Genomic DNA, 12,611 nt, shown 5'->3' on the forward strand with positions numbered 1-12,611 from the left:
ACAATGACTAAAAAGGGAAAATCAAATGTTTTGTAATATAAAAAGAGTCCTTTATGAGGACTCTTTTTAAAATTAAGCTATTTTCCGATGTAAATGTTTTATTTCCTTTTTCTTCTCTGCTTTTGGTGGACGAATTAATATCGAAATAATGAAGGAAATAACGCTTAAAACACCGATTATAATAAAGGTCGGTTGAAATCCACCAAGTAGTGCTCCGATGAATGATCCTGCAAGCGCACCAAATCCGAAACCTTGGTAAACAATTCCGTAATTTGTACTATGATTTTTCAAGCCGAAGAAATCACCGACAATAGCTGGGAATATAGTGATATTACCGCCGAAGCAAAAGGCGACACTTGCTACACAAGCGAAATAAATGCCGTAATTTAGTGGGATAAAACTTAAAGTAAAGACTGACAATCCAATAATAACAAACGTCGCAGAGACAATTTTCATTCGGCCAATTTTATCTGATAACGTTCCAAGAACAATTCTACCTACCGTATTAAAAATTGCAATCATTGCAACGGCGTTAGCTGCAGTTGCTGCACTAAGTCCAACGAGCTGTACCCCAATATCTTTTACCATACCGATTAAATATAGACCGCCCATACACGATGTGAATAGCATAAAAAATAAAAGATATACTTGTTTCGTTCGCATCATTTCACGAGGCGTATAATCATTGTGTAATGTCTCAGTTACAGCATTACTCACTATTGCTTCACGTAAGAAGAACGATCCGGTTAATACTAAAAGTAAAACGATGATACCCCAATATAGAAATGCTTGTGATACACCAAGACTATCGATAAGACTTCCGTTTATATATCTAAAGATTAAGCTGCCCATTCCATATGCCGAAACAGATATGCCAGAAATAAGTCCTTTTCGATTTGGAAACCATTTAATTAAATTAGATAGTGATGTAATATAAGCAGTTCCATCTGCATAACCAACAACGACACCAGCTAATAAATATAGTAATGGTAAGGAAGAAACTTGTGAACTAAGTATTAAACCGAGTCCCAGAACAATCCCTGCAGTAGCGATGAGTTTACGAAGTCCTAATTTTTGCTGCAACTTTCCTGCAAATAAGGTTGAGAATGATAATGAAAAACTTGTTATGGAGAAAGTTATCGCTACGGAATTGAGGTTCCATCCAAACTTACTAACAAGGGGTTGATTAAATAAACTCCATGTATAAATTGTTCCAAGGCCAATTTGAACAATAATTGTACCTAGAACAATTAGTAACGGATTTATAGAAGTTTGTTTCATACTAACTGTCCCCTTTTTTTATCTTGACATGAATTTTCACAGTTAGTATAACCATCATAAAATGCAAGATACTGTGTGAAAAATGGAAATTAAGTTCATATACACAAAAAAACACTTCATAATGAAGTGTCTTTTCGCAGGTTATATTAGATTTACTTAAAGAAAGCTTTGTTAAGATAAGACATTTTCAAATGCTTATGTATATAGGATACCAAAAGATTTTTGTTATGTGATGGGACTTAAGATGTATTTTTCATTCATCATATAGTCCGATGAATGAAAAATTAATATTCAATTTCATCAAAATCTTTCGGCTGCGGTACCGTTTGCATATTAGCAGCATCTTTAGGATCACTATAAATAGCATTTTGTTCTGTATTTACATCTTTTATATTTTGCTTTTTGTTTTTATTCATTTTATCTTTCACTTTCTCTCACTCCTTTTCATTATAGGAGTAATTATGCCCTATTACCGTTACGAAATGTATCAGCGACTAAATTGCTAAATTCACGTAAATAATATAAATAATTATCACCGCCGTAGTTATATCTTTTATTATACATTTTCGCAACAACTACATTACATTCAGGTATTACTAAAAGAGTCGGTCCTGTAATTCCTAATATTTGATACGACCCTTTCGGCACTCGTTCACCAAGTTCACTTGAAAGCGCAGGTTCATTTTGAACAAACCAAAACAACCCGTTTTGTGGTAGTTCATTGTTTGTAAATGTTGGACTTTGCAAACTCGTAGCAATTTTTATAACTTCTTTTGGAACAATTTGTTTTCCGTTTATCACACCTTGATTTAAATGAAGATTGCCCCACTGTGCAAATTCTCTAGCTGAGACAAATAGATTTTTTTCAGTACCATCATCTACCGTACCAATTTCACTAATCGCGTCTTCATTTGGATTATCAACAACTTTAACTAATTTTTCATGTTCTTGAATTCTCCAACCTGTTTCTTTGAAGTTAGCTAGATCAAATACACGCTTCTTTAACAATTCAGGAAAACTTTTGTTATATAGCTGATAAATAAGACGTGTTATCATTCTGACATTAATATCTCTATACGCCCATGCTTGTCCAGGTTCAAATTCACGAAAAATTGTCCCGTCATTCGTTTCTCCTAAACCGTGCGAATGGGTTACTAAATGTCTTATCGTTGTTTTACCAAGTAATACAGGGTCGAAATCATTAAAGTACTTTATCGCCTCGTCATCAATAGAGTTTATTTTCCCCTCGTAAAGCGCATATGCTACCATTAATCCTAAATAACTTTTTCTCGCAGAAGCAACGTTGAATTGTGAAGATGCTGTTATTTTTTTACTTGTAGATATATTTGAATGATGGCCACTATAATGCTCTAGTACGATTTTGTTATCTTTTATAATACAAAGTGCTGTTGCAGAACTATGATTATTTTCTTTTATATTTTCTACCCAAGAAATTAACTTATCGTATGTATACAAATAAATCCCCCTTAATACGCATAAAAATTACAGCTTGAAAGAAAAGTGCAAAATAGTATTCACACCTTTCTTTCAAGCAAAATAGCTTTGATGTTTTATACTTAAATGATCCACCAGTTCCAGCAATTAAAGCAACCGAAACATCCAGCACAGCCTACACATCCGCCGCAACGACCTGCACAACCACCGCATCTACCGCCACATCCGCCACAGCGTCCACCACAACCTCCGCATCCGCCGCAACGACGCGCGTCATCTTGAATGTAATAGTATGGATATTGATTTTGTTGCAGTTGATCCCAATACACAACATTACCAGATTGATAATCATTAAGGTTTAATGATTGTAGTTCTTGTTGAAACTGATTCATTACGAAACCCTCCATTTATAAATATAAATTCCGTCCAAATATGAAAAGTAATATATTTTTGCAAACAAAATAGAAATAAGGCTATCGACTAAATGCGTACATCAACAAAATATGAACTTACACTAGGTGATGTACCTTGTTTTTTAGCCTATTTTCTTAATCTTCTTTCGGTGGACGTATTTATTATTAATAGAGGTGTTTAAAAATTACTAATCCAACAGTTTAGTAGTTCATCGCTTAATTTTCTTTCCAGTAACTCTTTAACTGAAGGCGCTGGCATGATTTTATACGTATGTAAAGCTTCTTGATTATAATCTATCCAGTGAAACGCTAAATGAGATTCTTTAGATTTTGGTCTTAAATTAATATGTAACTCTTGCGAATCTACTTCAAAAATGTGATTGATTTCATAATGAAGAACTTCTCGGTCTTCCCATTGGTTTTCTATGACTCCTAAAAATTGTTTTATACTACAGTTTACTCCGAGTTCTTCTCGTAGTTCTCTAATTAATGCATTCTCAGCTGATTCGCCAATTTCAACATGACCACCCGGCAAAAAATAATGATGGCCAATATATTCAGCCACTAACAATTTATTATCCTTTAACATAACAGCTCGTACAATATGATGGAATTTATTTTTCAATTGTTAATCCTCCCAGTCATTCACTTTATATTTGATTAAAATAGTCATTTAATAAAGGGATAATATAAATCATAGGTGTTTCATACGGGTGAATTTCGTTAATAACTTTAAGTGCATCCTTTACAAGGTCCCGTTTACACTTTATTTCAATTTTACATTCTTGCCCTTCGCATATTTGACCTATTTCCCCATTAAAAGGTGATGCATCGTCTAATGGTCTCCAGTATCCTTTCACGGAACTATAGGAAAGACAATGATCATATTTCCCCGTTTTACAAGCTCCAATTCTATTTAGTTCATTCCGTAATATTTCAATGTATTCTTCGGGAATAAACACTTCGATTTTCACTTCTGAAAATTGCATCTTTCATTTCACACCTTTACTTCATAATGGTTAAACGAATAAACGATATACTTGCTCGCCATCATAATCATGTCCCAATGGTTGAAAACCGTAACGTTCATATAGTTTCTTTGCAGAGATATTATCTTTATGTACTGTTAATCTAATTTCTTTACACGCCTTACATGTATTTTTTATTAAGTAAATACTTTCTTGTAATGCCGCTTTTCCGTAACCATTGCGTTGCTGCTTTTGATCGATAATAAATCCGTTTATCCAATACATATCAGTTGTCTCTCTTACAACAGCATGCATAACAAAGCCAACCATTAGATCGCCGTCGTATATCGCAAATGGTATGTACTCTACATTGTCACCATCTGGTTTTATATATACTTTAGCAAGTGACACCGCTACGGATGGAACAAATTTTACCTGGTTTTCTTTAACTTGTAACTTTAATGCATCTTCCCAATTCTCTCTCGTAACAACCTTTAATTGGACATTCAATATTTTTAAGCTCCTTTATTAAGAGAATGTATTTATATATTCAACGCAGTAAAATAATTCCCTGTTTCGATTTCTAAAGTTGCCTGGTTACTTGTTATTAATAAATATGTTGAATTATTACCTCTAAACAAAAGCTACTTTGTTGTATTGCAGTACTCTTCCCTATGCATTTCTTTCTTTAATGATACATGTGCAATTAAAACTCCAAGTATAGTAATTCCCCCGCCAATTATAGAAACGAAAGTTGGCACTTCACCTAACCATAACCAAGCAATAAAACATGCAGCTACTGGCGTTAAATATAGAGAACTTGTTGCCTCAGCAGCACCAGAATGAGATATGATATATGCCAATGCGATATATGGGAGTACTGTTGGAAATAAACCTAAATATATAACGCTCAAATTCACTTCAATTGGAGATGCCAGTATTTCTTGATAAACTCCTGGTAAAAAAATAAGCATACATATAGTACTAGACAAGATTGTATATATGGTAAATGGCAAGAAGCCATACTTTTTCAAGTAAGAAGTTTGGAAAACGAAAAATAAGCTTTCTGAAATCGCTGCTAATAAAATAAATAATCCTCCACTATTCAATTGAATAGCATCTCCTTGACTAAATGATATGAAAGCAATTCCTATAAAACTAATTACACCACCGATCCAACCATTTAATTTCATTTTTTCATTCAAAAAAACAGATGCAAAAATAGCCGTTACTATAGGTGTGACTGAAACAATTAAACTTGCAGATCCAGCATTTACTGTTTTTTCGCCGTAGTTTAATGCAATGTGATAAAAAGTAAATCCTAAAGCACCAAATATAAAAATTGCTGGGATATCCTTTAAATCTGGCAGTCGTAACTTGTATATAAAGGAAAACAACAGAAGAATAAATGAAGCGATTAATAAACGTAGTAAAGTAAGGTGCTCAGGTGTATAAGATTCGAGCCCCATACGAATTGCTGGAAAGGCAGTCCCCCATATTAAAATCGTAAAAGCATGAGCACAAATAATCCGAAAGTCGCATTTTTTATAATTCATGTTTTTTTCTCCCCCTTCAAACCAACCACTTTATAATTACCAATTATTTCTTTTCATCATATTTAATAGTTGTTACAATGTCTTCAACCAGTTATTTATCGTAAAAACCAACCACTTGGCATTTATAAAGTGAACGAGGGAGTTTTTTTATGACAACTAATAAAAAACTGCCTAAGTATCGGCAGATAGTAGACTATATGAAAGAAAAAATTGAAAATGGAGAATGGCCTATTGGAAGTAAGATTCCTAGTCAACGGCAGTTAGCCAAATTATTTCATGTAAATCGAAGTACTGTAATAACTGCGCTAGATGAACTTATGGCAGACGGATTGATTCAAGGGAAAATTGGAGCAGGAACAATTGTAACAAATAATACATGGTCATTATTAGCGACGAATCCCCCGCCTGATTGGAGTGAATATGTAAAAGCTGGTATTCACAAACCTAGCAAGTTAATGGTACGAGAAATCAATGAAGCAGAAGCAAATAAAAAACTTATCCATCTTAGTAAAGGTGTACTTGCGCCTCAACTTTTCCCGCTAAAAACTATGCAGTCCATTATGAAAAGCGTAAGTGACGAAATAGATTATTTTGGATACGAAGAACAAAAAGGTTTTTTGCCGTTACGTGAAGCAATTAGTAAATACGTAAAATCATTCGGAATACATACATCAGCCAGTTCTATATTAATCGTCTCTGGTGCATTACAAGCACTCCAATTAATATCAATTGGTCTTTTGCATAGAGAATCAACCGTTTTACTTGAACAACCTTCTTACTTATATTCACTTCATGTATTTCAATCAGCAAATATAAATCTCTCTGGTATATGTATGGATCATCACGGTATTTTACCTAACGAATTATTAAAACGTATTAAATATAGTCAAAAGAAAAACATTTTATATTCTATCCCTAGTTTTCAAAACCCAACAGGGATATTAATGTCTAAAGAGCGAAGAAAAGAAATAATAAAAATATGTGAAAAGGAACAGTTACCTATAATTGAAGATGATATTTACCGAGAGTTATGGATTGATGAACCACCTCCAGCTCCTTTAAAGTCGATAGATAAACACGGACATGTATTATATGTTGGTAGTCTTTCTAAAACACTTAGCCCAGGACTTAGAATTGGATGGATCATTGGACCCGAACCAGTTATTGATAGATTGTCAGATATAAAAATGCAAACAGACTATGGATCGAGCTCTTTATCTCAAAGAGTTGCTGCTGAATGGATAAATAAAGGTTTTTATGAAGAACATGTTGCAAACGTAAGAATCAAACTAAAAGAACGAAGACAAATCATGATACGAGCTTTAAATAAGTACTGCGCAGATATTGCATCGTGGGATATTCCTAGTGGTGGATTATTTATATGGCTAAAGATTGTACCTAGCATTCCGATGAAGAAATTATTTTCAGAGGCGCTATCAAAAGGAATTCTTTTAAATCCAGGACGTATATATGAAGAAGAATCAGATCGGTACATTCGTTTATCATATGGATATGCTTCTACGGAGCAAATTAATTATGGGGTGAAATTGTTGAGTGAATTAATCCGTAAGTTAATGACATAACAAAAACTCCTCTTTTATTTATAGAGGAGTTTTTGTGTATCGTATTTACCACAATCTCATTTCCTGTCCCAATAAAATAAGTTCGTCATAAGGATCTCCGTCAATATTTAATACTTGAGCAAAAGCATGTTCTGTTTTTAAACCGTTCTCTTTTAAGTGAAGAATTTCTTCCCTTATATGGGGATGCTGCATTAATAACATGTGCTCTACTATCATATGTCTATATGCATTTTGGTTACGTACTGGCTTAGGCTGAGCAAATAATTCAAATTCAAAACCTTCAAACTCAAAATTTACCTTTATCGATTCTGTAGTTTTAATTTTTTTCTTTTTTATTTTGAATCCTTTATAAGAACCGTATAAAGATCTCATTTCCTGTTCAAAAACATCAAAGTTATGTACTTCCATTACTATATCTAAGTCAGATTGAAGAGTATCAATTCTAATAGGAATTGTCCCGCAAAGAACCGGACTATACAAAGTTAAATCCTCCATAATGTTAAGTTTATTCAAAACATCATACACTTTTTGTTGCTTCTCATTCCCAGATTGTAAATATGTAATTGATGTAAACATGGAAGTCTCTCCTTCATTTCACGTAATACGTGTATCATTAAATTCAAGAAAAATTTATCCGTTGAAACTTGTACTAGGAGTACCAATACTTCAATATATTAAGACGAACAAACAATATGTTTCAACTTTCCTCCTATACTGCAATACTATAAAAATAAAAAAGGAGGAATTATTATGAGCATTTTTCACATTCTTTTAACCATCCACATATTATTTGGAACGATATGTTTAATCACCGGTATTGTAGCGATGGTTGCTCAAAAGAAGAAAGGAAAACATACGGAATGGGGTGAAATATATCATGCATCCTATGTTGTTATCACCGTTACTGCAATTATATTATCCATTATAAACTGGGATAAAATCGCATATTTATTTTATGTAGCAATTTTCTCTTATTCATTTGCGATATATGGATACCTCGCACGAAAAAAACGTTGGAAAAATTGGCTCCATCACCATATTAGAGGTATGTTAGGTTCTTATATTGGTGCCGTTACCGCACTTTTAGTAAACGTCGGTATTCATATTCCCATAATTAATTTATTACCGCCTATATGGTTTTGGTTTTTACCTACATTAATCGGTATTCCTCTCGTAGCCAGTGTATCAAAAAAATATAAAAATCGTAGTTAAAATTCATTACAATTTCGTTACTTTCTGATGGTAATTACAAAAAATCATACTCAATGTAATATTTTATTAACAAATTCAAATTCATATTGCTTTAAGTTCGTCACTTAGAGCGAAATAAAAAGAATCCAATAAAAATATTGGATTCTTTTTCGGATTTCATTTCAATATCGGCTCTATGTAGATGACGAACTATCTTTGTATACTTGTGGGTACTTGTATTATTGATTCAGTGATAATTACACCATTATAGTTTAAGGTTGTAATAATGAATGTAAACGATCTGGGTAATTCGTAAACATCCCGTCAACTCCCCATAAAATTAACTTTTTCATATCTGTTTCATTATCTACAGTAAATGGATGAACTTCTAATCCGTGTTTCTTTATTCTCTTTACATAAGTTGAATCAATATATTTATAGTTCATCCCAAGACCGATACAGTATGTTTTATACTTTTTCATCTCTAATTCAGTTAATTGAGCTACCTTTTTGTAAGGTAGTAATTGTACTAGAGGTATATTAACATCTAAACTATGAATCTTTTGCAGACTTGCTTCACTAAATGATTGAATAATAACTTTATCATTTATTCCGTAGTGCTTTATAATTTCTAATAACTTTTCTTCCATACTAGGATATTCATCTGGTGATTTTGTTTCAATATAATAGTTTGCATTATGCCCGAACGTTTTAATAATTTCTTCTAGTGTTGGAACGTTCGCATTTTCAAATTCTTTCTTTGCTAAACTTGGATGCTTTTCATTAAAAAAAGAACCTGCATTAAGTTGCTTTATTTCTTCTAATGTATGTTCCTTAACTAGCCCCGTACCGTTTGTAGTGCGGTTTACTGTTTCATCATGCATAGCTACTAAATGTCCGTCTTTTGTCATTTGGAGATCAATTTCTATATAATCTCCTCTCAATTGTTGCCCTAATTTATACGCTGCTATTGTATGTTCCGGCGCATACGCAGAAGCGCCTCTATGTGCAATGTTTTTTATATGATTTAATTGATTAATAGCTTTTGTGTACTTAAGTTCATTTGCTTTATGAAAAACAAAAGTACCTATTACTATAAAGGTGCAAATGTTTGTAACGATATATATCTTCTTCATAATGATGTTTTAACTCCTACATGAAAGCAATTTGACTTGGATGATTTATTCCATTAAATGTCGATTTTCAAAAACAGTCATTTGTCCTACAGATTGAAAACCAGTCTTTTTATAAATATTAATGCCATCAGGTGAAGCTTGTAATACGCATTGAGCAACTTTCAATTCCTTTGCTTCTTGCAGCAAGTAATTAAACATAGCAGAGCCGAACCCTTTCCCTCTCAATTCTTCTTTAGTTGCTATATCATAAATACCAATACTATCTTTTGTACATACTAATGAACCAACCGATACGACTTCTTCTTTATAAAATCCTAAGTACAGTTTCATTTGTTCACTATTCCATAAATCGAAAGAAGCAGTTTGATTGTAGAACGCTTGAACATGTATACCTTCCTCTGATGTACCAAATAGACTAGCTAATGTTTCCCCAAACTTTTTAATTTGTCCTGGTGAAAAGGCTTTTTGTATCTTAAAATCTTTTGGCATATTTATTGTTGGATGTATTGTTTTTAAGTTTGCTACCATCGCGATATTTTGTTCTGCTTCTTTTAAGCCAAGTTTTATTAATTCGCTTTTTATAGTCTGCTCATGCCTATCATCCCAAAACCAAACACTCATTGGAAGTTTCTTTTGATTATAGTTATTTACCACTTTATATAGTTTCTCAATACCTTCCGTTAAATTATTGTTTAGTATAGTAATGATATTAAATGTATCTGCCGGTAAACCACATTCGACAGCAATGTAGTCCTTCGTTTCTTTTACATTCATTCCATGTAACTGCCGCGCAATATATGAGGTTTTATATGTGAAGTTATCTATTAGTAACTGTTTATAATTCATTCATTTTGCTCCTTTCATAAAAATTCGTTTTCGAATTCTTCAGTATTAAATATAACACATAAGAAATGTATCTATTTCTATAAAAATATCTCTATACATTACTCTTTTTTCCCCTAAAAGAATTAAAAATGATATAACGTTGTCGGAATGAAAAAAGTGGTATATAATAAACAGTAACATTACTAGTAATTATTTTAGGTATTCCTAGAATAAAGGAGCGATACATATGAAAATTACTATTTATTTCGGAAGTCATGAAGATCAAGATGTTCGTACTATGGACTGTCATTTAGATGTAGAAGATACAGAAGAGATCGTTTCTGTATCATAATATAAATAGTTGGGATGAACCCTCTTCCCTACAGCGTTTAAGGCACCTTTTACAGGTGTCTTTTTTGTTATTTTTACTATTAAAACCCTTTACTTTAGAGCGTTTTAATAGTAAAATATAAATATACGAACAAACGTTCTTTTTATTTTAATTGTACATGAAGGGATGATTTTTACAATGGCTCAAGCAAAGCGCAGAGGAAGAAAAAAGCAAACACCTATTATTTCAAATACAGGCTTTATCGGCTCTGTCTTTATTGATACATTAGAGTTACAAAAGAAATCCTATTATTTCGCTCGTAAAAAACTTCAAATTGTTCATCACGTACTTGATGGCCTCTCTGGAGCAACAAGTTCTCTATTTAAAGAACATAACATTTCAGCATACATGTCATGTGTGTATTTACATAAACAAAAGAAAATCGGCTTTGTTCTTTCAACGAAACCATTTGAACAAAGTGACGGTGTTTCTTACTTTATAAATTATTTAATCGAAAAGAATTTTTACGGTAACGAAGAAGTAGAATATCAAGAAGTATTTAATACAGGTTTTATTGGTGTAGTATTTGCTGATTTATGTAGCATAGATCGCTTTAATTTCGAGTTTGAAATGGGTATGTTAACGAAATTAATGAAAGATATGATTATTCCGGTTAAAGAACTCTTTTTACGCCACAATGTACCGGCCTACATCTCCACTTCTCATTTAGAGGAACAAAATAAATTAGGTTTCATTCTATCTGTAAAACCATATGATGAACGTGCAGAGGCAGATTTATATTTTGAGGCGTATTTAAAAGAACGCGGTTTATTTATTGGTGATGAAGAAGATGATATTGATAAGATTGTTATTAGAAAAACAGCTGAATTACGATAAAAAGCGCAGGATATGGATCCTGCGCTTTTTATAATTTGAGTTTTACTTTAAATCAATATTGTGTACTGTCTTATTTTTTGTAGGGAATCATTATATTAGCTTGGAATATCCCGGAAATCTTGATCACTATGCAAAAGAATCCCTTGTAGATATAGTTAGAATTTTGTAGCTCATAGAAATCTATATCCTAATTACTACTATTTATCTTTTAGTTCTTTTATTGTCTGTATTGTTTTCTTTATCTTCTTTAAAGCATCATCCATATGTTTAGAAGACTGTGTGACTGTTTCGGGGTTACCTTTATCTAAACCTTCTACCATTTCTTTTAAAGAGTCTTCGTACATTAACATTGCATCAGACAACTCTTTTTGTAAATCATCATATTTCTTAGGTGGTTTTATCTCTTTCATTTTCTGTGTTACAACCTTAAAATTACCTATTTCTGTTTTAAACTCATTTTCTGTAGTAGCAAATGAAGGGTCTTTTGCTATTACATCTGATATAACTTGATACTGGTTTACCCACTCTTTTGCTACATCATTAACCTTTTCTTTGTAATCATGTGCGTTTTTTAATCTACCATCATCTTGCTTTTCTTCTGCTACTTTTATACTATCAGTTTTCTTTGTTTCGGAGACATCCTTACTGCAACCTACTCCTAATGCTAATGTAATTGGTAAGACTACTGTTAATATTTTACGTTTCATTAATATTTACCCCTTTGTTTAAACTATATCTACGTTTCTTCCAACTCTTTCTTTAGTCTTCCTAATTTATTCACTCTATGAATATTGTTTATTGCACCTTAAGATGTTATATAAATTAGAGTTGCATCTTTTCTTATTTATAACTTATTTAAAGGTGTTGTATTTGACTAGCATAAAGTAAATAATAGTTCCTTTCCTGTTCTCTAATGGAAAATTTAGGTTTTTAATAATATGAACATATGATAACATGTATTATAGTTGTAGATAA

15 protein-coding genes are annotated in these 12,611 nt (G+C 32.3%); 3 read left to right on the forward strand and 12 right to left on the reverse strand.

What is annotated here, in order from left to right; genetic code table 11:
* Positions 1–72: 72 nt before the first annotated feature.
* The 8 genes from JDS82_RS21210 to JDS82_RS21245 all read right to left on the reverse strand — a co-directional run bounded on the left by JDS82_RS21210 (position 73) and on the right by JDS82_RS21245 (position 5,673).
* Positions 73–1,281 (reverse strand): L-lactate MFS transporter, encoded by a 1,209-nt coding sequence (locus JDS82_RS21210; protein WP_000815160.1) that lies wholly within the window; start codon positions 1,279–1,281, stop codon positions 73–75.
* A gap of 284 nt (positions 1,282–1,565) precedes the next feature.
* The gene (locus tag JDS82_RS21215) at positions 1,566–1,709 is read right to left on the reverse strand and encodes a hypothetical protein (protein WP_000653369.1); all 144 of its coding nucleotides are present in this window, start codon (positions 1,707–1,709) and stop codon (positions 1,566–1,568) included.
* Between the two features lie 31 nt (positions 1,710–1,740).
* Positions 1,741–2,757: a serine hydrolase domain-containing protein gene (locus JDS82_RS21220; protein WP_000288908.1), complete on the reverse strand. Its 1,017-nt coding sequence runs from the start codon at positions 2,755–2,757 to the stop codon at positions 1,741–1,743.
* A 101-nt stretch (positions 2,758–2,858) separates the two neighbouring features.
* Positions 2,859–3,128, reverse strand: a complete 270-nt coding sequence (locus JDS82_RS21225) for a heterocycloanthracin/sonorensin family bacteriocin (RefSeq protein WP_001071373.1) — start codon at positions 3,126–3,128, stop codon at positions 2,859–2,861.
* Between the two features lie 199 nt (positions 3,129–3,327).
* On the reverse strand, positions 3,328–3,774 hold the full coding sequence (locus JDS82_RS21230; RefSeq protein WP_048566328.1) for an NUDIX domain-containing protein: 447 nt from the start codon (positions 3,772–3,774) through the stop codon (positions 3,328–3,330).
* A 25-nt stretch (positions 3,775–3,799) separates the two neighbouring features.
* Positions 3,800–4,138 carry a divalent cation tolerance protein CutA gene (gene cutA / locus JDS82_RS21235; protein WP_001160602.1) on the reverse strand — a complete coding sequence of 113 codons (339 nt, stop codon included), beginning with the start codon at positions 4,136–4,138 and terminating at the stop codon, positions 3,800–3,802.
* Between the two features lie 30 nt (positions 4,139–4,168).
* On the reverse strand, positions 4,169–4,627 hold the full coding sequence (locus JDS82_RS21240; protein ID WP_199713887.1) for a GNAT family N-acetyltransferase: 459 nt from the start codon (positions 4,625–4,627) through the stop codon (positions 4,169–4,171).
* A gap of 134 nt (positions 4,628–4,761) precedes the next feature.
* Positions 4,762–5,673: a DMT family transporter gene (locus JDS82_RS21245; protein ID WP_199713888.1), complete on the reverse strand. Its 912-nt coding sequence runs from the start codon at positions 5,671–5,673 to the stop codon at positions 4,762–4,764.
* Between the two features lie 149 nt (positions 5,674–5,822).
* Between JDS82_RS21245 and norG the strand changes: the two genes are divergently transcribed.
* Complete coding sequence (norG, locus tag JDS82_RS21250; protein ID WP_199713889.1) at positions 5,823–7,256, forward strand: efflux pump transcription regulator NorG; 1,434 nt, start codon at positions 5,823–5,825, stop codon at positions 7,254–7,256.
* Positions 7,257–7,301: 45 nt separating this feature from the next.
* On the opposite strand, the gene JDS82_RS21255 is transcribed toward norG, so the two are convergent.
* Complete coding sequence (locus JDS82_RS21255; protein ID WP_088091540.1) at positions 7,302–7,832, reverse strand: DUF4269 domain-containing protein; 531 nt, start codon at positions 7,830–7,832, stop codon at positions 7,302–7,304.
* A gap of 174 nt (positions 7,833–8,006) precedes the next feature.
* On the opposite strand from JDS82_RS21255, the gene JDS82_RS21260 reads away from it, so the two are divergent.
* Positions 8,007–8,468: a DUF2306 domain-containing protein gene (locus tag JDS82_RS21260; protein ID WP_098058269.1), complete on the forward strand. Its 462-nt coding sequence runs from the start codon at positions 8,007–8,009 to the stop codon at positions 8,466–8,468.
* A gap of 251 nt (positions 8,469–8,719) precedes the next feature.
* On the opposite strand, the gene JDS82_RS21265 is transcribed toward JDS82_RS21260, so the two are convergent.
* The gene (locus JDS82_RS21265) at positions 8,720–9,583 is read right to left on the reverse strand and encodes a glycerophosphodiester phosphodiesterase (protein WP_199713890.1); all 864 of its coding nucleotides are present in this window, start codon (positions 9,581–9,583) and stop codon (positions 8,720–8,722) included.
* 45 nt (positions 9,584–9,628) lie between these two features.
* Positions 9,629–10,429 (reverse strand): GNAT family N-acetyltransferase, encoded by an 801-nt coding sequence (locus JDS82_RS21270; RefSeq protein ID WP_001107076.1) that lies wholly within the window; start codon positions 10,427–10,429, stop codon positions 9,629–9,631.
* Positions 10,430–10,937: 508 nt separating this feature from the next.
* Between JDS82_RS21270 and JDS82_RS21275 the strand changes: the two genes are divergently transcribed.
* Complete coding sequence (locus JDS82_RS21275) at positions 10,938–11,636, forward strand: hypothetical protein (protein ID WP_000035805.1); 699 nt, start codon at positions 10,938–10,940, stop codon at positions 11,634–11,636.
* 197 nt (positions 11,637–11,833) lie between these two features.
* On the opposite strand, the gene JDS82_RS21280 is transcribed toward JDS82_RS21275, so the two are convergent.
* Entirely contained in the window at positions 11,834–12,343 is a 510-nt protein-coding gene (locus JDS82_RS21280) for a DUF7018 domain-containing (lipo)protein (RefSeq protein WP_000823347.1), read from the reverse strand.
* Positions 12,344–12,611 lie beyond the last annotated feature (268 nt).

Origin of the sequence: Bacillus cereus group sp. N14, from assembly GCF_016483555.1 — a bacterium.
Taxonomy (GTDB): Bacteria; Bacillota; Bacilli; order Bacillales; family Bacillaceae_G; genus Bacillus_A; species Bacillus_A wiedmannii.